General features: G+C 71.0%; 19 protein-coding genes. 6 read left to right on the top strand and 13 right to left on the bottom strand.

Features of this window, described 5'->3' with window-relative positions; genetic code table 11:
• Position 1: 1 nt before the first annotated feature.
• Positions 2-148: a mycofactocin precursor MftA gene (gene mftA, locus D3230_RS13340; RefSeq protein WP_202345539.1), complete on the bottom strand. Its 147-nt coding sequence runs from the start codon at positions 146-148 to the stop codon at positions 2-4.
• 182 nt (positions 149-330) lie between these two features.
• Between mftA and D3230_RS13335 the strand changes: the two genes are divergently transcribed.
• Entirely contained in the window at positions 331-1854 is a 1524-nt protein-coding gene (locus tag D3230_RS13335; RefSeq protein WP_202345538.1) for a GMC family oxidoreductase N-terminal domain-containing protein, read from the top strand.
• 48 nt (positions 1855-1902) lie between these two features.
• Here D3230_RS13335 and D3230_RS13330 read toward each other — a convergent pair whose 3' ends face one another.
• Positions 1903-2727, bottom strand: coding sequence for a mycofactocin-coupled SDR family oxidoreductase (locus D3230_RS13330; protein WP_202345537.1), 825 nt, complete (start codon positions 2725-2727; stop codon positions 1903-1905).
• A gap of 34 nt (positions 2728-2761) precedes the next feature.
• Positions 2762-3589: a mycofactocin-coupled SDR family oxidoreductase gene (locus D3230_RS13325; protein ID WP_202345536.1), complete on the bottom strand. Its 828-nt coding sequence runs from the start codon at positions 3587-3589 to the stop codon at positions 2762-2764.
• 383 nt (positions 3590-3972) lie between these two features.
• Between D3230_RS13325 and mftR the strand changes: the two genes are divergently transcribed.
• Positions 3973-4635 carry a mycofactocin system transcriptional regulator gene (mftR, locus tag D3230_RS13320; RefSeq protein WP_202345535.1) on the top strand — a complete coding sequence of 221 codons (663 nt, stop codon included), beginning with the start codon at positions 3973-3975 and terminating at the stop codon, positions 4633-4635.
• Here the strand turns inward: mftR and D3230_RS13315 are convergent.
• The 3 genes from D3230_RS13315 to D3230_RS13305 form a co-directional block, all read right to left on the bottom strand.
• A complete protein-coding gene (locus tag D3230_RS13315) occupies positions 4627-5526 on the bottom strand; it encodes a glycerophosphodiester phosphodiesterase (protein WP_202345534.1) in 900 nt (299 codons plus the stop codon). The two genes, mftR and D3230_RS13315, sit on opposite strands and share 9 nt — an antisense overlap.
• 157 nt (positions 5527-5683) lie before the next feature.
• The gene (locus D3230_RS13310) at positions 5684-7852 is read right to left on the bottom strand and encodes an ATP-dependent Clp protease ATP-binding subunit (RefSeq protein ID WP_202345533.1); all 2169 of its coding nucleotides are present in this window, start codon (positions 7850-7852) and stop codon (positions 5684-5686) included.
• Between the two features lie 400 nt (positions 7853-8252).
• Positions 8253-8792 carry an HPP family protein gene (locus D3230_RS13305; protein ID WP_202345532.1) on the bottom strand — a complete coding sequence of 180 codons (540 nt, stop codon included), beginning with the start codon at positions 8790-8792 and terminating at the stop codon, positions 8253-8255.
• Between the two features lie 88 nt (positions 8793-8880).
• Here D3230_RS13305 and D3230_RS13300 point away from each other — a divergent pair, with 88 nt between their 5' ends.
• Complete coding sequence (locus tag D3230_RS13300) at positions 8881-9711, top strand: aldo/keto reductase (protein ID WP_202345531.1); 831 nt, start codon at positions 8881-8883, stop codon at positions 9709-9711.
• 22 nt (positions 9712-9733) lie between these two features.
• Here the strand turns inward: D3230_RS13300 and D3230_RS13295 are convergent, their stop codons facing one another.
• Genes D3230_RS13295 through D3230_RS13275 form a run of 5 tightly spaced genes read right to left on the bottom strand, consistent with a single transcriptional unit; the run spans position 9734 to position 14259 of the window.
• Positions 9734-10858, bottom strand: coding sequence for an FUSC family protein (locus D3230_RS13295; RefSeq protein ID WP_337249184.1), 1125 nt, complete (start codon positions 10856-10858; stop codon positions 9734-9736).
• Complete coding sequence (locus D3230_RS13290; RefSeq protein ID WP_202345530.1) at positions 10855-11646, bottom strand: IclR family transcriptional regulator domain-containing protein; 792 nt, start codon at positions 11644-11646, stop codon at positions 10855-10857. Before D3230_RS13290 ends, D3230_RS13295 begins: the two co-directional genes overlap by 4 nt.
• A 35-nt stretch (positions 11647-11681) precedes the next feature.
• Entirely contained in the window at positions 11682-12851 is a 1170-nt protein-coding gene (locus D3230_RS13285; RefSeq protein ID WP_202345529.1) for a thiolase family protein, read from the bottom strand.
• Positions 12848-13504, bottom strand: a complete 657-nt coding sequence (locus D3230_RS13280; protein ID WP_202345528.1) for a 3-oxoacid CoA-transferase subunit B — start codon at positions 13502-13504, stop codon at positions 12848-12850. Before D3230_RS13280 ends, D3230_RS13285 begins: the two co-directional genes overlap by 4 nt.
• A complete protein-coding gene (locus D3230_RS13275; RefSeq protein ID WP_202345527.1) occupies positions 13501-14259 on the bottom strand; it encodes a 3-oxoacid CoA-transferase subunit A in 759 nt (252 codons plus the stop codon). Before D3230_RS13275 ends, D3230_RS13280 begins: the two co-directional genes overlap by 4 nt.
• A gap of 112 nt (positions 14260-14371) precedes the next feature.
• Between D3230_RS13275 and D3230_RS13270 the strand changes: the two genes are divergently transcribed.
• Positions 14372-15670: an MFS transporter gene (locus D3230_RS13270; protein WP_337249183.1), complete on the top strand. Its 1299-nt coding sequence runs from the start codon at positions 14372-14374 to the stop codon at positions 15668-15670.
• 369 nt (positions 15671-16039) lie between these two features.
• Positions 16040-17257: an NAD(P)-dependent malic enzyme gene (locus tag D3230_RS13265; protein WP_202345526.1), complete on the top strand. Its 1218-nt coding sequence runs from the start codon at positions 16040-16042 to the stop codon at positions 17255-17257.
• Between the two features lie 50 nt (positions 17258-17307).
• Here the strand turns inward: D3230_RS13265 and D3230_RS13260 are convergent, their stop codons facing one another.
• Positions 17308-18480, bottom strand: a complete 1173-nt coding sequence (locus tag D3230_RS13260; protein ID WP_202345525.1) for an acetyl-CoA C-acyltransferase — start codon at positions 18478-18480, stop codon at positions 17308-17310.
• 242 nt (positions 18481-18722) lie between these two features.
• Here D3230_RS13260 and D3230_RS13255 point away from each other — a divergent pair, with 242 nt between their 5' ends.
• Positions 18723-20021, top strand: a complete 1299-nt coding sequence (locus tag D3230_RS13255) for a D-alanyl-D-alanine carboxypeptidase family protein (RefSeq protein ID WP_202345524.1) — start codon at positions 18723-18725, stop codon at positions 20019-20021.
• On the opposite strand, the gene D3230_RS13250 is transcribed toward D3230_RS13255, so the two are convergent.
• Positions 20011-21288: a M20 family metallo-hydrolase gene (locus D3230_RS13250; RefSeq protein WP_202345523.1), complete on the bottom strand. Its 1278-nt coding sequence runs from the start codon at positions 21286-21288 to the stop codon at positions 20011-20013. The genes D3230_RS13255 and D3230_RS13250 overlap by 11 nt on opposite strands.
• Between the last annotated feature and the right edge of the window lie 34 nt (positions 21289-21322).

Here is a 21322-nt window from a genome sequence, read left to right as displayed (position 1 = left end):
CCTAGTACACGCCGCACATGCCGTCGATCGACACGTCTTCAAGGAGCGCATCGGATTCGACAGGCGCGGTCGTGGCGTCGGTGCGCTCGGGGTGCTCGTCGAGGTGAGATGCGAGCGGCGTCTGAGCGCTGGGGGCTGGGGTGGTCATGCGTGATCTCCTCACGATCCGTGGTCATCATTGACCCCCGTCCCCGGCACGTTCGATACTAGTGGCACTCGGTGCAGAAAGAAAGACCCGTCGGGCGCGAGTCGCGGTTCGCGCCGATCCCCAGCGAAAGGAGTCCCCATGTCCTGGAACGGTGCCCGGCTCGGCACCCGCACGGTGCCGCCGTGGCGCCGCTGATTCGGAGCGTCGTGGTCGGCGGCGGAGGCGCGGGCATTCCCCTCGCGGTTCGGCTCGCAGATGACCCCCGACGCCAGGTCACGCTGCTCGAAGCTGGCCCAGCGCGAGGCCCCGCGGAGCTCCGCGACGCGGGATCACTGCGCGGCGCGGCGCCTGATCACCCGAACAACTGGGCCTACCCTGCGAGTCTCGGGTCCGGGCGGAACGGGGTTCTGGCCCGCGGGCGCGTGCTCGGTGGATCGACCGCGATCAACGGCACCGGATTCACTCGGGCGACGCCCGGCGACTTCCGGCGCTGGGCCGCGGCGGGCGGCGCACGCTGGGACATGGCGCACGCGCGCACGCTCATGGCCGCGTTCGAGCGGAACCTCGCGACGCCCGCAGGCGGTCGCGGGATACCGCGCGAACCGCGCCGCGGCGCGATGCCGATCTCGCGCCCACCCCTCACCGGCCCGATGGCCGCGGCGTTCGTGGCGGCAGCACGCGCGGCAGGGTTCCCCTGCGAATCCGATAAGAACCGTGGTGCGGCGCCCGGCGTGGGTCCCGTCCCGGCGAACGCCGTAGACGGAATCCGATTCAGCACCGCGCTCGCGTATCGACCGGAGACGCACCCCCGACTGCGCATCATCACCGACACCGCGGCACTTCGAGTCGCATTCGTTCCGGGCACGACGCAGGTCACCGGAGTCGCCACGGCCGGAGGAGTCATCCCCGCAGATGAAGTCGTGCTCGCGGCAGGCGCCATCGCCACCCCGCAGTTACTGATCCTCAGCGGGATCGGACCTCGCGCGGAGCTTGCCCGGCTCGGCATCACCCTCCGCGCCGACCTCCCCGTCGGATCGACCCTGAGCGACCACCCGACCGTCGCCCTGGAATGGCGCAGTCGCGTCCCGCTCGTCGCCGACACGACGGGCTATAGTTTCTCCGCGGCGCTCCATTTTGCGTCCGGAATCGGTGGGGCCGCCCGCGATGTCTCCGAGGCGGATCTGGAAATCCTCCTTCCCGTTCGGCCGTTCCCCGAGCTGATCGCCGGTGGCACCGCCGCGAGCAGCCAGCACCACCTCCTCGTGTCGCTCCAGGAGCCGCTGGGGCGGGGCACGTTGCGCGTGCGTAGCCGAGACCCGGGGGAGCCGCCCGAGATCTCACTGCACCATCTTGAGCACCCGACGGATCTCGCGCGCCTTCGCTTCGGGGTCCGCACCGCCATGGAGCTCCTGCACGGCCCCGAGTTTGCGGGCCTGTTCACGGCATTCGACGAGCCGCCACGTGACCGAGTCAGTTCCGATCATGCGTTGGATGCGTGGATCATCGGGCACCTCGGCACCGCGTTTCACACCTCCGGGACCGCACCGCTGGGCTCCGTCGTGGACGGCGGCGGCCACGTGCACGGTACCGTCGGCCTCCGGGTCGCGGACCTCTCGATCCTTCCGAGCGTTCCCCACCGCGGGCCCGCGCACACCGCGGTGCTTATTGGGGAGAGCATCGCCGACCACATGCGCACCGGACGGTAACGCCGGATGCCCGGGAACCGGGGTACCCGGGCATCCGGCGCACGTCCCCTACACGCCCGCGTTGACCGGCAGCGCGGTCCCCGTCACGTACCGCGATGCGTCCGTCACGGCATAGAGCACCGCATGTGAAATATCGACGGGCTCGACCAACGCCACCGGCAACTGATTCATCGTCGCCGCGACCTCCTCGAAGTCCGCGCGGGTCGGGTGCTCAAGATCCGGACGGAAAAGCCGATAGCTCGCCTCGTTCAGGATCATGTCCGTCGCCACGGTCGTGGGAAGCACGGTGTTCACGCGAATCGATTCCGACGCCAACTCTTTCGCAAGCACCTGCGCGAGCATCACCAACCCGGCCTTGGCCGCCGAATAGTGCGCGGTGTTCGCCGTGGGATGCATCGCCGCCATCGACCCCGTGAGCACCACCGCGCCACCCCGCTTTCCCGCCCGCACGTGCGGCACCGCCGCCTTCACGGTCTTCCAGACCCCCGTGAGATTGATGTCGATCATCGTCTGCCACGTCTCGACGCTCATATCGAGCGCAGACGCCGGAGTAAACACCCCCGCGTTCGCAAGCACGATATCGAGCCGCCCCAGTTCTGCGACGCCGTCCTCCACCGCTGCGGTCAACGCGTCGAGGTCGCGGACGTCCGCCTCACGCGCGACCACACGCCGCCCCAGCCCTTCGACCAGGCGCACGGTTTCCGCCAGTTGTGCGGCATCGGCGGTCGGATAGCCGACGGTCTCGACCTGGCGCGAGATATCGACCGCGATTATGTCGGCGCCCTCCTGCGCGAGGCGCACCGCGTGCGAGCGCCCTTGCCCGCGCGCGGCGCCCGTGATGAAGGCCACTTTGCCCGCAAGTTTCTCGGTCATGATTCATACTCCGTTCGCTGTGTTGGCTCCCCCGTCACATCATTCCCGCGTTGATCATCAGGCTCGTTCCCGTGACATATCGGGAGTCCTCGGTCACCAGGTACAGGACCGCTTCCGAGACGTCCTCCGGCTCGACCAGCGCGACAGGAAGCAGGTTCATCGCCGCGGCCGCCTCCTCGAAGTCCGCACGGGTCGGCTCCGCGAGGTCGGGGCGGAAGGTCCGGTAGCTCGACGGGTTCAGCACCATGTCGGTGGCCACGGTGGTGGGGTGCACCATGTTGACCCGAATCGATTCCGGCGCAAGCTCCCGCGCGAGCGTCCGGCCCAGCATGACGAGGCCCGCCTTCGCCGAAGCGTAGTGCGCAAGGTTGGCGTTGACCGTCGTGGCCGCCAGCGAACTCGTGATCACCACCGCCCCGCCCCGCTGGCCGGCCTGGATATGCGGCACCGCCGCGCGCAGTGTTTTCCACACACCGGTGAGGTTGATATCGATCATGGTCTGCCACACACGTTCGTCCATCGCGAGGGTCGGTGCCATGGACAGCACCCCGGCGTTCGCCAGGACGATGTCGATCCGGCCGAACTCCGCCATTCCGGCGTCCGCGGCGGCGGTGAGCGCCCCCAGGTCCCGCACATCGACCTCGCTCGCGAGGATCCGTCGGCCGCGCGCCTCCACCAACCGAACCGTTTCCTCCATGTCCTCGGCGCGGGCCGTATCGTAGGCGATGGTCTCCACCGGCTCGGAAATATCCACCGCGATGATGTCGGCACCTTCCTCGGCGAGCCGCACGGCGTGCGCACGGCCTTGCCCGCGAGCCGCCCCGGTGATGAATGCGACCTGGTCGTTTAGTCGTCCGGTCATGTCCTCACTCCGTCCTGTCACACGCGCCGCCCGAAAGCGGTCGAGCAGGGCGGCGGCAGCGCGTTCAGGACCGCCCGGTTCGGGTTCTCACTCCCGGCGGCGGCCCCGCAGCCTGCTCGCGCGCGCCACGAACGCGTTCGAGCCCACAGGGGCCGCGCAGCTGTGTGCCATCGCTCGCTCGTTTCTCGACGGTGAGCAGTCTTCCGGCCGGCTCTCAGCGCTGAGCTTCGGAGTCGGTCCGTTACACCGGGTGGGCCGGATCCGGCCCACCCTGCAAGCATAACGGCACTCGGTGCCAATAGATACCCCTCCCATGCGCTTTCCACCCCGCGCCCGGGAAGCGCGGCGCGGTAGGCTGCACTCCAGGGAAGGGGAGACGCTCCATGCATCACGATCACGACACGCCCGCCAGCGCGCCGGCGCCGCGCATCGGGCGGGCACCGGCGACGACGTCACGCGAGCTCAGCCACATCGCGCTCGCACTGTTTCTGGAGCAGGGGTTCGACGCGACGACGATCGATGACATCGCGCGCGCCGCGGGCATCGGGCGCCGCACGTTCTTCCGGTACTTCGCGTCGAAGAACGAACTGCCCTGGGGGGACTTCGACGAGCTCCTCACGGAGTTCCGCCACCGACTTGCGACGACGGACCGTAACGTGCCGATGATGCGCGCGATCAGGCAGGCCGTCGTGGCGTTCAACGCGTTTCCACCCGCGGAAACCGCCGCGCACCGCGGCCGAATGTGGCTCTTGCTGAACGTGCCATCCCTCACCGCGTACTCCACGATCAAATACACGGCCTGGCGCGAGGTGATCGCTGAATTCGTCGCCGAACGCCGCGGCGAGGCACCGAACGACCTCGCCCCCCAGGCGATCGCCTGGGTCTGCCTCGGACTCAGCCTGAGCGCCTATGAGCACTGGGTCGCTGATCCTGCATCCCAGTTGCCCGAGCTCCTCGAGGCCGCGTACGCCAGCGCGGATTCCGTGTTCGGACTCGGGGAGGTGCCTGACCCCGGCGCCGGGGTATCCCCGGCGGCCTCACGGTGACCTCCCGTCCCGCCAGGCCAGGCACGCGACCGGGTCGTCGGTGATGACAAGGTCGACACCTCGCGCCACCGCCTCGTTCCAGGTTCGCGTGGAATTCAGCGTATAGACCAGCACGCCAATTCCCACGCGCTGGATCTCCGCGATCAGCTCGGGGCGCTCATCGAGCAACGCCGCGCGGGCCCCCACCGCCGATACCTGCAGCTCTGCGGCGAGCGCGACGGTGCCACTGTCCCACTCGCGCGTGAGCAGGATTCGCGCAAACTCCGGCGCGATCTCCGCGAGACCGGTCAGCGTGTCCAGTTCGAAGGACTGCAGCGCCACCCGGTTCACCATTCCGCGGTCCCGCAGCAGCTGGACTGTTGCGGCCAGATCCGACGCGCCCCACGTTCCCTTCAACTCCACCAGCGCGCGCACATTCGCGGTCGCGAGCTCGGCGAGGAATTCGTCGAGCGTGGGCACGGGCTCGCCCGCGAACGCCGGATCGAACCAGCTGCCCGCCTCGAGCGCCTGCACCTGGGCGAGGGAGTGGGCCGCGACCGGGCCGCTGCCGGCGGTCGTCCGATCGAGCGTCGGATCGTGCATGAGCACCGGCACCCCGTCGGCGGTGAGGTGCACGTCGGTTTCGACGAACTCGACGCCCTGCGCGAAGGCGATCCGCATTGCGGCGAGCGTGTTCTCCGGGGCGAGCGCCGCGGCCCCTCGGTGGGCGATGACCCCGACCCGATCGTCCCGCTGGAGCGCACCGTGGCTTTGCATCGGACTCGCGGCTTCCGCGTAGGGGGTCGCGCTGAAGCCGAGGGCGAGGACCGTCGTGAGCGCCCAGGCCAGCACGCCAACCCGCGCACCGCGCCGCCCGATCGGGCCGCTCAGCCCCGGCCATGAGATCCGCATGGTGCCTCCGCTCTTCGCGCGCCACTGCGCGAGGTGCCGATAGCCTAGCGGACTCCGTTACCATTTCGTAATACTTGGGCGGTGGGCGCCCTCGTTTGCGTGCAGGACGCAGCGGGGCCCGGGCATGATTGCCCGGGCCCCGCTGCACGTCGCGTCGTTACGCCTCCGGCATGACCGCGAGCTCGAGCGCCGAGCCGTCTCCGGCCACGTCGACTCGAACCGCGGAGCCGTCGCGCACTTCCCCGGAGAGGATCGCCCGCGCGAGCCGGTCGTCGATCTCCTTCTGCATCAGCCGGCGCAACGGCCGCGCCCCGTAGATCGGGTCGTAGCCGCGCGAGGCCAGCCAGCTCCGCGCCGCGGGGGTCACCGCGAGGGTGAGCCGACGGTCGGAGAGCCGATCCTGCATTCGGTCGATCGCGAGCTCCACGATCTGCGCGAGGTCGCCCTCGGACAGCGGGTGGAAGATCACCATCTCGTCGAGCCGGTTGATGAACTCCGGCTTGAACGCGCGCCGCACGGTTTCGCGCACCGCGTCCTCCTTCTCGGACCACGCCAGCTCGGGATCGATCAGGTACTGGCTGCCCAGGTTCGAGGTCAGGATCAGGATCACGTTGCGGAAGTCGACCGTGCGGCCCTGCCCGTCGGTGAGCCGGCCATCATCGAGCACCTGCAGCAGCACGTCGAAGACCTCGGGATGCGCCTTCTCGACCTCGTCGAGCAGCACCACCGAGTACGGCCGACGCCGCACCGCCTCGGTGAGCTGGCCTCCCTGTTCGTAGCCGACGTACCCGGGCGGGGCGCCCACGAGACGGGAGACGGAGTGCTTCTCACCGTACTCGGACATGTCGATGCGAACCATCGCGTGCTCATCGTCAAAGAGGAACTCCGCGAGCGCTTTCGCAAGCTCCGTCTTGCCCACTCCCGTGGGGCCGAGGAACAGGAACGATCCCGTCGGCCGGTTCGGGTCCGCAATGCCGGCGCGCGTGCGACGCACCGCGTCGGCGACCGCGGCGGTCGCATCGGACTGGCCGATCAGGCGTTTGCCCAGCTCGGTTTCAAGCGCCAGCAGCTTCTCGGTCTCGCCCTGCATGAGCCGCCCCACGGGGATCCCCGTCCAGGCGGCGACCACGCCGGCGATGTCCTCGTCGGTCACCTGATCGTTCACCATGCGGGGCTCGTCGCCGACCTCCCCCGCAGCCTCGGCGTTCTCGGCCTCGGTGAGCTGCTTCTGGATCACGGGGATCTCGCCGTACAGCAGCTTCGATGCCTTTTCGAGCTGGCCCTCGCGCTGCGCGACCTCGGCCGCCATGCGCAGCTGATCGAGCTTCTCGCGCAGCTCGCCGACCCGGTTCAGGCTGGCCCGCTCGCGCTCCCACCGCGCCTCAAGCACGTCGAGGTCGGCCTGCTTCGCCGCCAGATCCTCACGCAGTTTCGCGAGGCGCTCCTTGGAGGCGTCGTCCTTCTCCTTCTTCAGCGCGAGCTCTTCCAGCTTCAGCCGATCCACCGCGCGGCGCAGCTCGTCGATCTCCATCGGGGCGGAGTCGATCTCCATGCGCAGCCGGCTCGCCGCCTCGTCGATCAGGTCGATCGCCTTGTCCGGGAGCTGCCGGGCCGTGATGTAGCGGTCCGAGAGCGCCGCAGCGGCGATCAACGCCGAATCCGCGATCGTCACCTTGTGGTGCGCCTCGTACCGCTCCTTCAAGCCACGGAGGATCGCGACGGTGTCCTCGACACTCGGCTCGCCCACGTAGACCTGCTGGAACCGGCGCTCCAGCGCGGCATCCTTCTCGATGTACTCGCGGTATTCGTCGAGCGTCGTCGCACCGATCAGGCGCAGCTCGCCGCGGGCCAGCATCGGCTTGAGCATCTGCGATGCCGCGACCGAGCTTTCGCCGCCGCCGGCACCCATGAGCGTGTGCAGCTCGTCGATGAAGGTGATGAACTTGCCGTCGGATTCCTTGATCTCGGCGAGCACCGCCTTCATGCGCTCCTCGAACTCGCCGCGGTACTTGGCCCCGGCGATGAGCGCGGAGATGTCGAGCGAGATCAACTCCTTGTCCTTGAGCGACTCGGCGACGTCGCCGGCGACGATGCGCTGTGCGAGCCCCTCGACCACGGCGGTCTTGCCGACGCCGGGCTCCCCGATCAGCACGGGGTTGTTCTTGGTGCGCCGGGTCAGCACCTGGCTGACGCGGCGAATCTCGGAGTCGCGGCCGATCACGGGGTCGAGCTTGCCCGACCGGGCGACCTCGGTGAGGTTGACGCCGAACTGCTCGAGGGCGGACTGTTCGCCCTCGCCCTCGGCGGGCTGCCAGTTTGCCTGCATGTGGGTCCCTTCCGTTCGCAGTGCGTTGCGGTGGGGTCCGAGCCCGCGGAGTTTCGCGGCCCAGATCGCGACCACCGCAAACTTGAGTGGTGATGACTCAAGTTTAGCGAACGAGTGCGAATTTCGCCACTGGAAGTTGTGGCCGATTGGCGACGGAGGGCAGGCCGGCGCATTCGCGGTCGGGCGGCAGCCCGCCGGGCCCAGTGGCGGCTCCACAAACGACCCGATACTCGCAGGACGCCCGGAAAACCCCTGGTCGCGATCCGCGAATCGAGCGATTTCGCACGGAACGGGTCAGTTCTGGCGCGGCGGCGCCTGCGGCTGGCCGGCAGCCGGGGCCTGCGACGGAGCGGCAGCCGAGCGTGCCGGGGGCCCGCGGGCCGGCAGCGGGGCCGGCGGCTCAGGCCTCGGGCGGGTGATGCTGCACGCGGCCCGTGCCCTGCAGGCCCGGCACCGGGTAGCGCACCCCGGTCACGCGATGCCACACGAGCGCGCCGACCACGATCACGCCAGAGGCGAGCAGCGCGGGGCGCAGCACGAACCACCAGTCCGCGGACTCCGAAAGCGCGATCACGGCCATCGCGACGGCCGGCGGGTGGATGATGCGCAGGAGCGCCATCGCGAGGGTGGCCACGGCCGCGGTCAGCGCCGCGGTCCACCAGGTGAACGGCAGGGTGTACGCGGCCGCCACACCCACACACGCCGAGGTCACGCAGCCCCCGATCACCGCGGTCGGCTGCGATACCGGGGCCTCCGGCAGCAGGAACACCAGCAGACAGCTCGGCGCGAAGCCGAGGAACAGGGCGATGTGGTCGTCCGCGCGGCCGATCAGGCCGAGCACGCCCACGAGCACCGCGATCCCGATCACCGCGGGCAGCAAACGCCGCCACGGGAGCCTCGGCTGACCGGGCCACAACACATCCCGCACCCGCACTGCCACACTCCCCGCCGTATCCGCTCGGCGCCCGTCCGGGCACCGGCGTAGTCTACCGGGAGGCCCCCGCTCACCATCGAATGCGAAGGATCCCATGACCACTCTCGCCCCCACCCTCACCCTCGCGGGCGGTGCCCAGATGCCGGTCCTGGCGCTCGGCACCTGGCCCATGAATGACGCGGAGACCGCCGACGCCGTCGATTCGGCGCTGCGTAGCGGCTATCGCCACATCGATACCGCCGAGAATTACGGCAATGAGCGCGGCGTGGGCGAGGGCCTGCGGCGCTCCGGGATCCCGCGCGAGGAGGTCTTCCTGACCACCAAGTTCAACCGCGCGCACCACAGCGTCGACGGGGCCCGGGCCGCCTGCGAGGTGAGTCTCCAGCGGCTCGGCGTGGAACAGCTTGACCTGCTCCTCGTGCACTGGCCCAACCCGGATCAGGATCGCTACGTCGACGCGGTGCGCGGCCTGGCGGCGCTCCGCGAGGAGGGCCTGATCCGCGCGTTCGGCGTCTCAAACTTCACGCAGCCGCACCTCGCCCGGGTGATCGACGCCGGGTTCCTCCCCGAGGTCAACCAGATCCAACTCGACCCCGAGCACGGGCGCGCGGAGCTGTTGCGCGTGCACCGCGAGCTCGGGATCGCGACGACGGCGTACACGCCGCTCGGTCGCGCGGGCGCCTTCCTCGCCGATCCCGCAATCACCGCCGCCGCGGCCGCCCACGGGAAAACCGCCGCGCAGGTGGTGCTCCGCTGGCACGTGCAGCAGGGCATCGCGGCGGCCCCGAAATCGGCCAACCCGGAGCGGCAGCGTGAAAACCTCGACATCTTCGACTTCGCGCTGAGCGACGCCGAGATGGCCGCGATCAGCGCGCTCGACGTGGGCGCCCCGCTGCACCACGACCCCGAGGAGTTCGGACACTAGCCGCGCGCAGCTCGGCCGGACCTCAGCGCCCCCGCGGCGGCCGGTGGACGACGACGGAGAGCACGGCGAGGGCCGAGCCGACGGCGGTGTCGAACACGCGCTCGCCGGCGGTGGCCCAGTGGTCTGAGCCGCCCGCGGCCGCGCTCGAGATGAACAGCACGAGCGGCGTGATGAAGACGAGCGCGAGCGCGTAGTTCCGCACGACCACGAGTTCGATCGAGAACTGGAGCGCCATGACGAGCAGCACCAGGGTCAGCGGGTGCTCCCCCAGCGGGGCGATGACGAGGTACAGCAGGGCACCGAGGAGGGTGCCGACGGTGCGGTGCAGCCCGCGCCCGAGCGAGTGGCTGCGGCCCGGCGTGAGGCCCACCACGGCGACCCCGGCGGACACGGTCCAGTAGGCGCGGCCCGGGTCGAGCCACACCACGCTCACGACGGTGCCCACGACGGCCACGATCGCGATCCGAGCCAGCAGCTCGCGCTCGGGAAACCCGAACCACGGACCGGGAAGCAGTTCGCGGAGCGGTCGCACCGGCCGGGCCCGCTCCGCGGAGCGCAGCAGCGGGGCGAGCGCGACCAGGTAGGAGAAGAGAAGCCCACCGCACATCGCGGCGAGAAAGACTGCCGGATCCGTCACCCGCGCCCCGTCGCGGACCGCGGTGATTGTGCCCGCGAGGCCGTACACCAGCACGAAGAACACGGGTCCGGGCGGGCCGAGTCGCAGCCCGAGAGCGAACACACTGACCGCGATTGCGACACCGATAAGCCCCAGGGAGTACGCCAGGTGGGACGGGACGAGCGCCACCCCGACCCCGGCGCACGCGAGCAGCACGCCTCCCACAATGGGCAGCACCTTCGCGCGCTCCGCGGCCCCCGCGCTCGCGGCGAAGAGCGCAACAAAAGCCCCGGCCCCGGCCTGCAATCCGAGATCGGGACGACCGAGGAGGGTACAGACGAGCAGGGGGATCCCGATTGACAGCGCGGCGCGGACCGCAATCCAGGCGCGCGGTCCCGGCCCCGCCGGAAGACTGACCAGGCTTCGCCCGGCGTTCCCGCTCGCGCTCAGGATGGCGCGCAGGATCGCGCGCCAGGCCTGGGGGTCGCCCGCGGTACCGGATCCGGCACCGCCTGTCACCGGCGCGTTCACAGGAGGCGCAGGTCCGCCTCGATCGCGGCGGCCGTCTCGAGCGCCAGCGGGAGATGGTGGTCCCGCAGCCGCTCCAGCGTTTCACGGCTCGCGCTCGTCGAGACGTTCATTGCCGCCACAACGCGGCCGTCCCGGCCACGAATCGGCACCGCCGCGGAGCGCAACCCCGCCTCGAGTTCTCCGTCAACGATCGCCCATCCGTGCTCACGCACGCGCACGAGCTCGGCGGCGAGGTCCTGCGGGGCGACGAGCGTCGTCGCGGTCAGCGGCCGGAGGTCCTGCGCCTGAAGCGCGCGCGTCCGCTCGGGCTCGGGCAGCGCGGCGAGGAGGACACGGCCCATGCTCGTGGCGTATGCGGGGAACCGGGTGCCAATGGTGATGCCCACCGTCATGATCCGGCGGGTCGGGACGCGGGCGACGTAGACGATCTCGGCGTCGGCGAGCACGGCCGCGGACACCGACTCGTCCAGGGCGCGGGAGAGCCGCTCGAGGTGCGGCTGCATGACCTCCGGCAGTGACAGCGCCGACAGATAGCTGAAGCCGAGCTCCAGCACACGCGGGGTGAGCGCGAACGTCCGCCCGGTGGAGCGCACGTAGCCCAGGGTTTCGAGCGTCCGCAGGAAGCGCCGCGCCGCGGCGGCCGGCATGTCCGCCCGCCGCGCGACCTCGCTCAGCGTCAGTTCCGGGTGCTCCGCGTCAAACGCGCGGATCACCGCGATCCCGCGCGCGAGCGACTGCACGAAGTCCCCCGCGGGCGCTCCGGTGTTCGTGGTTTCGCTGTCCGTCACGCACTCACCCTATCCCCGCGGCGGCGCAATTCCCGTCACCGCTCAAGCACGAGCGCGAGCCCCTGACCCACCCCGATGCAGATCGCGACAACCGCGACCCCGCCCCCGCGACGCCGGAGCTCATGCGCGGCATGGCCGATGATCCGGCCACCGGATGCCCCCAGCGGATGACCGATCGCGAGCGCCCCGCCGTGCACGTTGAGCTTCTCGGGGTCCAGCTCGGGCCAGCCGGCCAGGCACGCGAGTGCCTGGGAGGCGAAGGCCTCGTTGAGCTCCACGAGGTCGACGTCGGCCCAGGTCTTCCCGGCGCGCGCGAGCGCCCGGTTGGCGGCCTCGATCGGGGCGGTCGGGAACTGATCGGGGTCCACCCCGTGCGCCGCGCGGCCGGTGATCCGGGCCAGCGGCTCGCCCTCGAGTACCCCCTCACCGGCGAGCAGCACCGCGGAGGCCCCGTCGTTGATGCCCGAAGAGTTGGCCGCGGTCACCGTCCCATCGGCGGCAAACAGGGGCCGCAGCCCGGCAAGCTTCGCCACGGAGGAGCCGTCACGAATCCCCTCGTCGCGCGCGAGTTCCGCGCCGGGCACCTGGACGATTTCCGCGTCGTAGTGGCCGGAGGCCCACGCGTCCGCGGCGAGCCGGTGCGAGCGCACCGCGAAGGCATCCTGCGCCTCGCGGGTGATCCCCCACTCGCGCGCCGTCTGCTCCGCGGCCTCGCCGTTCGAGATGGTCCAGTGCGTGGGCAGGGCGGAGTTCACCATGCGCCAGCCGATCGCGGTGTTCCACAGGGTCTGATTTCCCACTGCCGGCCAGGGCTTGCCGGACTTCTCGACCACGAACGGGGCCCGGCTCATCGATTCCACGCCGCCGGCGAGGATCACTTCGGCGTCGCCGGACTCGATGGCGCGCGCGCCCTGGATTACGGCTTCGACGGACGAGGCGCACAGCCGGTTGACCGTCACCCCGGTCACGCTCGAGGGGAACCCTGCGAGCAGTGCCCCGAATCTCGCCACGTTGCGGTTGTCCTCCCCGGCCTGATTCGCGTCGCCGAAGATGACGTCCCCGATGCGCGCCGGATCGAGCCCCGCACGGTCCACGATCCCACGCATCACGGTCGCGGCGAGGTCGTCGGGACGGACTCCCGCGAGCGCCCCGCCCGCCCGCCCGAACGGGGTGCGAACGGCGTCATAGATATAGGTGGCGGTCATTTCCGGGTCCCCTCGGTCGCGTCCTGCAGCGCGAGCCCGGTCAGCTCGCGGAGTTCCCCGAGCGTGCTCGCGCCGAGCAACTCACGCACGGCGAAGCCGCCCGGCACGACGTCGAACACGGCGCGGTCCGTGTACACCCGGGACACGCAGCCAGCACCCGTGAGCGGGTAGCTACACGCCGCGACGAGCTTGGACTCTCCCTGCTTGGTCAACAGGTCCGTCATCACGTAGACGTCTCGTGCCCCGATGGCGAGGTCCATCGCGCCGCCGACGGCGGGGATCGCCCCCGGTGCGCCGGTCGACCAGTTCGCCAGGTCGCCGTTCTCGGCGACCTGGAACGCCCCCAGGACGCACACGTCGAGGTGCCCGCCGCGCATCATTGCGAAGGAATCGGCGTGGTGGAAGTAGGCGGCCCCGGTCACGGCGGTCACGGCCTGCTTGCCCGCGTTGATGAGGTCCGGATCGACGCGATCCGGCGCGGGAGCCGGGCCCATGCCGAGCATTCCGTTCTCGGTGTGCAGGATCACCTCCTGCTCCGGACGCAGGTAGTTCGCGACGAGCGTCGGGGCGCCGATGCCGAGGTTCACGATCGCGCCCTCCGGGATGTCGGCGGCGATGCGCGCCGCGAGCTCCTGCCGACTGATTCCGCTCATCGTGCGCCCTCCCCGTTCCGTGCCTCGCCCGCGAGTGCGTTCCCCTCGAGGTCCACACCGCCCACAAACACGCCGTCCCGCAGCCAGGGACGCTCCCCGACTGCGACCACCCGATCGACGAAGATTCCGGGCGTCACCACGGCCTCCGGGTCGAGGGCGCCCAGCTCGACGATCTCGTCGAGCTGCACGATCGTGGTGGTCGCGGCCGTCGCCATGATCGGCCCGAAGTTGCGGGCCGTTTCCCGGTAGACGAGGTTGCCCCAGCGGTCCCCGGCACGGGCGCTGATGAACGCGAAGTCCGCCCGGATCGGGTACTCCAACGCGTAGATCCGGCCGTCGATCTCCCGGGTTTCTTTGCCAGCGGCAAGCTCGGTCCCGACGCCCGTGGGCGTGAAGAAGGCCCCGATGCCGGCACCGGCGGCCCGGATCCGCTCGGCGAGGTTGCCCTGGGGCACGAGCTCGAGCTCGATCGCCCCCTCCCGGTAGAGGCCGTCAAACACCCACGAGTCGCTCTGCCGCGGAAAGGAGCAAATGATCTTGCGAACGCGGCGCTTCGCAAGCAGCGCCGCAAGCCCCACATCGCCGTTCCCCGCGTTGTTATTGACGATCGTGAGCTCGCTCGCGCCCTGCGCGATGAGCGCGTCGATGAGCTCGACGGGCTGTCCAGCCCGCCCGAAGCCCCCGATCATCACGGTGGCCCCGTCGGGAATCCCGGCGACGGCCTCCTCAAGAGACTCCACGGTCTTGTCGATCATTGGCCCCTTCACCTCCATGCATTCATTCGCTGTGCGAAAGCCAGTTCGTTGAACGAAATCTAGCACGAGTCGCCGGACCCCGCTAGGCTGCGATCTCCGATAGGGTCCGTACGTGCCTACCCCACACCCGACCGAGCGCCTCTGGGGCCCGCTGCTGCTCGCCATCTGCCTGGTGGCGATCAATCTCCGCATGACGATCACGGGCCTGGGGCCCCTGATCGAGCAGATCGCGGCGGATCAGGGCGTGACACCGGCCGCGCTCGGCGGCCTCGCCTCAGTGCCGCTGCTCGCCTGGGCGGCGGTGTCGCCCCTGGCGCACGGCCTGAGCATGCGGTTCGGGATCTCGCGGGTCGTCACCTGGTCGCTCGTCGCGCTGGCCGTCGGCACCGTCTGGCGCTCGCTCCCCGGCAGCCCCGTGCACCTGTGGCTCGGCACGGCATTCATCGGCGCGGCGCTGGCAATCGGCAACGTCCTCATCCCGGCCGTGATCCGGCGCGACTTCCCGTCACGGATTCCGTTCGTGATGGGCCTGTACACGGGCATTCTCGGAACCTTCGGCGCGGTCTCCGCCGGGCTCGTGGTGCCCGTCTCACAGCTGGTGCTCGCCGGCGAGCCGCTGGGCTGGCGCGGTGCGCTGCTCGCGACCGGCGTCGTCGTCCCGTGTGCGCTCGTCGCGTGGCTCGTGGCGAATCGCTGGCGCGGCGGCTCGCCCCACACCGGGCGGATCACGATCGGGGCCTCCGCCTCGGAATCGCTGCCCTCCCGCGCGCCCGGCACGACGGATACCCCCACGACGGCACCGCGAAACCGGGTCCCCGGCATCGGCAACCGCGTCTGGGGCGATCCCGTCGCCTGGTCGATCGCGGGGTTCATGGGCATGCAGTCGATGATGTTCTACACGTCCGCGACCTGGCTCGCCCCCATCCGCACCGATGCCGGAAGTACCGAGATCGCCGCCGGGCTCGACGTCATGTTCATGCAGGTCGTGGGGATCGCGGGCTCCCTCGCCCTGCCCCTCCTCTACCGCGGCCGGATGCGCCGCTGGATGCCCGCGATCCTGCCCGCCGTGTGGGGTGTCGCGTTTGTCGGGATCGTCCTCGCAGACGGCCCCGCGCTGCACTGGATCCTGCTCAGCGGGTTCTGTTCCGGCGCTCTCCTCAGCATGTCGCTCCTCTTCATGGCGGTGCGGGCCCGCGAGCAGGAGACCGCCAGCGCGCTCTCCGGCATGGCGCAGTCCGTGGGATATCTCATCGCCGCGGCCGGACCCATCGCGTTCGGCTGGCTGCACTCCCTGTCGGGCGAATGGACGGTGCCGCTCTGGTTCGCGGTCGGCGCGGTCCTCGTCCAGGTGCTGCTGGGGCTGCAGCTGGGCCGCGGACGAATGGTGTTCGAGCGCCGACCCCCGAGCTAAGCCGGGAGCCGACCCCCGCGCTCAGCCCGGGCGCCGATCCCGCGCGCGGACCGCGGGAAAACGCCTGATCATCGCCCACACGGATGCGGGCGTTCTCATCTGGTGATCCGGAAAAGCTTGACTTTCGCGGCCCCGCGTCCGCAGAATAGCGGCAATTCTGAGTGCACCGGAGCCGGTTCCTGTCGCCCGACGCAGCCGGCTCCGGTGCCCATCGCCACCCCCGTTCGGAGCCGCTCAGATCCAGGGAATCGTGCGCCGGATCCGGTGCCCGTTCGCCGACATGTGCCGCCACGGCCATTCCACGACCCGGACCCGCACGCTGCGCCGTCGCAGCCTGGCTCGCGCACCCGCCGAGCCCCGGTCCGGGATATGAGACCGAGAGTGAGACTGACCGTGTCCCAGACGCAGACCCCACCGACCACCCCGAGCCCGTCGAGCGCCCTCCCCATCACCGAGGAGGAGATCTTCGCCGCACACGCGGGCGGGAAGCTCGCGATCGACGTGACCCGCCCGATTCACACGAGCCGTGACCTGTCGATCGCGTACACGCCGGGCGTCGCCCAGGTGAGCCGCGGCATCGCCGCAGATCCCGCGCTCGCCGAGACCCACACGTGGGCTTCCCGCCTGGTCGCCGTCGTCTCCGACGGCACCGCGGTGCTCGGACTCGGCGACATCGGCGCAAGCGCCTCCCTCCCCGTGATGGAAGGGAAGTCAGCCCTGTTCAAGACCTTCGCGGGGTTGAACTCGATCCCGATCGTGCTCGACACGACCGACACGGACGAGATCGTGGAGACGCTCGTGCGCATCGCCCCGAGCTTCGGGGCCGTCAACCTCGAGGACGTATCCGCCCCGCGCTGCTTCGAACTCGAGCGCCGCCTGATCGAGGCGCTCGACATGCCGGTCATGCACGATGATCAGCACGGCACCGCGGTGGTCGTGGCCGCCGCCCTGCTCGGCGCGACGCGGGTCGTGCAGAAAGAACTCACCACGCTCCGAGTGGTGATTTCCGGAGCGGGCGCCGCGGGCGTCGCCGTCGCCGAGATGCTCCTGGCGCTCGACGTTCCCGACGTCGTCATCCTCGACTCGCGGGGCACGCTACACCCGGGGCGCGAGGATCTCAGTGGCGTGAAGCACGACCTGGCCCTCCGCACCAATCCGCGGGAGATCGCGGGCGGCACGGCTGAGGCGCTCGCGGGCGCGGACGTGTTCGTGGGGGTGTCTTCGTCGTCGCTGCCCGAAGCGCACGCCGCGCACATGGCTTCCGACGCCATCATTTTCGCGCTCTCGAACCCCGACCCGGAGATCGCCCCCGACGTGGCCCGTCGCCACGCGGCCGTCGTCGCGACGGGCCGCAGCGACTACCCGAACCAGATCAACAACGTGCTCGCGTTCCCCGGCATCTTCCGGGGTGCGCTCGACGCGGACGCGCGCCGGATCACGCTCCCGATGAAGCTCGCCGCCGTGCACGCAATCGCGGAACTTGCCGCGCCGGATCTCGCGCCGGATCGCATCGTGCCGAGCGCCCTCGACCCGCGGGTCGCCCCCGCGGTCGCCGCCGCGGTGATGGCGGCGGCCCAGGAGGCGTAGCCCCGGAGCGGGGGCCGGGCCCACCCCGGCCCGGCCCCCAGCTGGGAAGGCTAGAGGGCGCGGAGCACGAGCGCCGAACCCTGGCCGCCACCGCCGCAGATCCCCGCCGCGCCGACGGTGCCGGATCCGGCCGCCGCGAGCTGCCGGGCCAGCGTGCCCACGATGCGCGCGCCGGAGGCCCCGATCGGGTGTCCCAGGGCGATCGCGCCGCCGTGCGGGTTGACGATCGCGGCGTCGATCCCGAGCTCGCGCGTCGACTGCAGGCCGACGGAGGCGAAGGCCTCGTTGATTTCGACGGCGGCGAGATCCGCGGCGGCGATTCCCTCGGTCTTGGCGAGGGCCGCGGCGATCGCGCGGGCGGGCTGCGAGTGCAGGTGGGTGTCCGGGCCCGCGACAAACGCGGTCGCCTCGACCTGGGCGATGGGCTGCAGGCCGAGGCGCTCGGCCGCGGCGGCGCTCACGAGCACGAGCGCGGCCGCGCCGTCGGTGATCTGCGAGGCGTTGCCCGCGGTGATCGTGCCGTCGGCGGCGAAGGACGGCCGCAGCTTCGCGAGGCCCTCGGCGGTGGTGTCGGCGCGCACGCCGTCGTCGGCGGCCACGACGGTGTCGCCCCGGCGGGAGCTCACCGTGAACGGCGCGATCTCCTCCGCGAGGAATGCCGCGGAGGCCGCGGCTCGCTGGTGCGAGGCGGCGGCGAACGCGTCCTGCTCTTCACGCCCCAGGCCGAGCACCCCGTTTCCGGCCTCGGTGAGCGCTCCCATCGCGACCTGGTCGAACGCGTCCGAGAGCCCGTCACGCTCGACCGTGTCGACCAGCTGTGCCGTGCCGTACTTGGTGCCGGCGCGCAGCGGCATGACGTGCGGTGCGAGCGACATCGATTCCTGCCCCACGGCGAGCACAATCTCGGCCTCACCCGCGGCGATCAGCCGGACCGCGTGGGTGATCGCTTCGGCCCCGGACAGGCACACCGCGTTCAGCGTGATTGCCGGGGCGGAGAGGGGGATCCCCGCGCCGACCGCGGTCTGCCGTGCCGGGTTCTGCCCGGCCCCAGCCTGAAGCACCTGTCCGACGACCACCGAGTCCACCTGCTCGGGGCTGACCCCGGCGCGCTCCAGGGCCGCGCGCGCGGCGTGCGCGCCGAGCACCGTCGCGGGCTGCGCGGCGAGCTGGCCAGTGAATCGGGTAAACGGAGTGCGGGCGTAGCCGGCGATCACAGCGGTCAAGGTGAGCCTCCTCGGGAATCCGGATCCGCGCGGCACACGATGGGTGCGCGCGGCAGGGGCACCGCGCGATGCGGCGCGGCTGCATGAGGGATATCCTGCCAGGCTTCCCCCGCACGGCCGAGGTGCATCTGGCACAGTCCAGGCCCAAACGGCTGTGCAGCGCGACGGTGAGCGCTCGCCCAGGCGGGGCGGTTCGGAGCGCCGTTCGTCAGACCCCGCACGCTGCCGATTAGGCTGAAGCTATGCACCGCGACGCCCCTGCCCCGCCGACAGCTCCGAGGCGCCGCGGCCCCTGGCTCGCGGGCGGCATCGCGGGCGCGATCCTGCTCGGTGCGGGCGGCTACACGGCGGCCTGCGCGCTCACCCCGCTCCCCGCGCCCCGGATCGCGCCGACAGACCATGCCGAGTGGGATGCGGCGGCTGCGGCGAGCGCGGAGCTCGCCACGGCCACGGTTGCGGATCTCGTGGCGGCGCAGCCCGGACCGGCCGCGGTGGGCTGGCAGGACAGCGAGGCCGTGTGGAGCACTGACGAAACACCGCGCCCGATCGCGAGTATCTCGAAGCTCGTCACCGTACTGATCGGTCTGGAGCGGGCCCCGCTCGCGCCGGGCGAGGACGGTCCCGTGCACGTCTGGACGGCGGCCGATGCGTCCCGGCAGCAGGCGTATCTCGCGGACGACGGGATCGCGTTCCCGATCCCCGTGGGCACCGAGGTCACCACCCGGCAGATGCTCACGCTCGCGCTGCTCCCCTCCGCGAACGATTTCGCCGCCGCCTACGCGGCGATGACCGTCGGGGACGACGCGGCGTTTGCGGCGGCCGTGTCCGAGTGGGCGGAACGCCACGGCCTCGCCACGCTGTCGCTCGCCGAACCCACCGGGATGGACGAGGCGAACGTGGCAAGCGCCGCGGACGTGGTTCGGATCGGCCGGCTCGCACTCGCGAACCCCACCCTGGCCGAATTCACCCGGATGCCCAGCGCCGAGCTGCCCTGGGGCATCGGTACGGTGGAGAACACCAACCCGCTGCTCACGCAGCTCCCCGGCACCGTCGGCCTCAAGACGGGCCGCTCGAGCGTCGCGGGCTACAACCTCGTCGCCGCACAAGAAACGACCGCCTCGGGCCGCCCCGCGGTGAAGATCGCTGCGGTGCTCGGCCGCGACTCGGGCAGCGAACGGGCGCGGCACACGAGCGCCCTCCTCACCGGGATGGACAGTGCGGCGCAGCCGCTCCCGCTCGTACTCCCCCAGGATCTTGTCGGCACGGCGGTCACCGTCGACGGTCACACGGTCGAGCTCGTGGCCGACGGGAGCGCGAGCACGGTGCTGTTCCCCGGGGAACGGGCCACGCGCACGGTCGAGCTGACCCCGATCTCGACCGGTGCCGAGGGGCAGCGCGCGGGAACGATTCAGCTCTCCGCCCCCACGGGTGACGCGGCGGTGCCGGTGATCACCGCCACCACCATCCGGGAGCCGGATCTGTGGTGGCGGGTCACCCACCCCGCCCTCGTGTTCGGCTGGGCCGAACCGCCTACGCCGTAAGCGCGCCGCCCGCCAGACGGGTCACGACGCCCGTCAGGTGCGCGATGCCGGCGAGCAGGTCCGCGTCGCGCGTGTACTCGTCGAGGTTGTGCGAGACCCCTTCGACGCTCGGCACGAACAGCATGACGGTGGGGACCTCGTCCTTCATATTTGTCGAGTCGTGCCCCGCGACCGTCATCACGCGAGCCGAGCTCAGCCCGAGCCCCTCGGCGACCTCGCGCGCGAGCTCCACGCCGGCCTCCGGGTACGGGTTCTGATCCCAGGCGTGCTCGGCGATGACCTCGATCGTCACCCGGTCCTCGCGCTCCACGCGGGCCACGGTGTCCATGAGCGAGGCGTGCGCGGCGCGGATCACCTCGGCCGACGGGGAGCGCAGATCGAGCAGCAGCTCGACCTCGCTCGCGACGACCACCGGGGAGTTCGGGTACACGTTCAGCTCGCCGCAGGCGGTGTGCAGCTGGCCCTCGTCGAACTGATCCACGAGTTCACGGGCCGCCACCACGAGGCGCGCGGCCCCGAGCAGCGCATCCTTGCGATCCGCCATGAGCGCGGCGCCGCTGTGAGCCTGCGCCCCGCGCACCCGGAACTCGAACTTGTGCGCCGCCCAGGTCGCGTTGACGAGGCCAATCGTGACCCCGTCCTCCTCCATGCTGCGCCCCTGTTGGACGTGGATCTCCGCGTAGGAGGCGACGCGGCGCTCGGTGCCCGCACCGAACACGGGCCCCGTCCCCAGCTCGTCGATCGCGCCGAGCGCCTCGGCGACGGTCGTGCCGCGCGGATCCGGCGTGGCGAGGGCGGTCTCGAGGGCCAGCTTGCCCGTGAACACGGAGCTGCCCATCATGGACGGCTTAAAGCGCGAGCCCTCCTCGTTGAACCAGTTCACCACGGCGAGGTTGTGCCGGGCCCCCGCGGGATCGGCGCGCAGCGCGTCGGCGGCACGGAAGCAGGCGTAGGCCGAGGCCATCACACCGTACGCCCCGTCGAAGCGGCCCGCCGTGGGCTGGGAGTCCATGTGCGAGCCGGTGAGCACGTAGGGCGCCCCGGGCACGAGCTCAAGCAACCCGAACTGGTTGCCGATCTCGTCGTGGTGGACCGTGAACCCGCGAGATTCGAGGAGCTCAGCGAACCACTTCCGCTGCTCCCCGTCGGCCGGGCTCGCGGCCTGACGGTCGACGCCGTTCGTGCCGGGGACGGCCCCGAACGCGGAATGGGTGGCCCAGTCCGCGAGGAACGCGTCGTCGTTCGGGGCTCCGAGAGGCTCGGTCATGGTGGTTCCTTTCGTGGAGAAAACGGTGGGGTGC

This window comes from Leucobacter chromiireducens subsp. solipictus (assembly GCF_016758195.1).
In the GTDB taxonomy this organism is placed as follows: domain Bacteria; phylum Actinomycetota; class Actinomycetes; order Actinomycetales; family Microbacteriaceae; genus Leucobacter; species Leucobacter solipictus.
Note: the sequence above shows the minus strand (reverse complement) of the source record. Positions and strands in the feature narration are given on the sequence as shown.

Bases quoted from the DNA above. Each gene is read 5' to 3' on its own strand.
- mftA (WP_202345539.1), bottom strand. From the start codon at position 148: ATGACCACCCCAGCCCCCAGCGCTCAGACGCCGCTCGCATCTCACCTC.
- D3230_RS13330 (WP_202345537.1), bottom strand. From the start codon at position 2,727: ATGACCGAGAAACTTGCGGGCAAAGTGGCCTTCATCACGGGCGCCGCG.
- D3230_RS13325 (WP_202345536.1), bottom strand. From the start codon at position 3,589: ATGACCGGACGACTAAACGACCAGGTCGCATTCATCACCGGGGCGGCT.
- mftR (WP_202345535.1), top strand. From the start codon at position 3,973: ATGCATCACGATCACGACACGCCCGCCAGCGCGCCGGCGCCGCGCATC.
- D3230_RS13315 (WP_202345534.1), bottom strand. From the start codon at position 5,526: ATGCGGATCTCATGGCCGGGGCTGAGCGGCCCGATCGGGCGGCGCGGT.
- D3230_RS13310 (WP_202345533.1), bottom strand. From the start codon at position 7,852: ATGCAGGCAAACTGGCAGCCCGCCGAGGGCGAGGGCGAACAGTCCGCC.
- D3230_RS13300 (WP_202345531.1), top strand. From the start codon at position 8,881: ATGACCACTCTCGCCCCCACCCTCACCCTCGCGGGCGGTGCCCAGATG.
- D3230_RS13285 (WP_202345529.1), bottom strand. From the start codon at position 12,851: ATGACCGCCACCTATATCTATGACGCCGTTCGCACCCCGTTCGGGCGG.
- D3230_RS13280 (WP_202345528.1), bottom strand. From the start codon at position 13,504: ATGAGCGGAATCAGTCGGCAGGAGCTCGCGGCGCGCATCGCCGCCGAC.
- D3230_RS13275 (WP_202345527.1), bottom strand. From the start codon at position 14,259: ATGATCGACAAGACCGTGGAGTCTCTTGAGGAGGCCGTCGCCGGGATT.
- D3230_RS13265 (WP_202345526.1), top strand. From the start codon at position 16,040: ATGAGACCGAGAGTGAGACTGACCGTGTCCCAGACGCAGACCCCACCG.
- D3230_RS13255 (WP_202345524.1), top strand. From the start codon at position 18,723: ATGCACCGCGACGCCCCTGCCCCGCCGACAGCTCCGAGGCGCCGCGGC.
- D3230_RS13250 (WP_202345523.1), bottom strand. From the start codon at position 21,288: ATGACCGAGCCTCTCGGAGCCCCGAACGACGACGCGTTCCTCGCGGAC.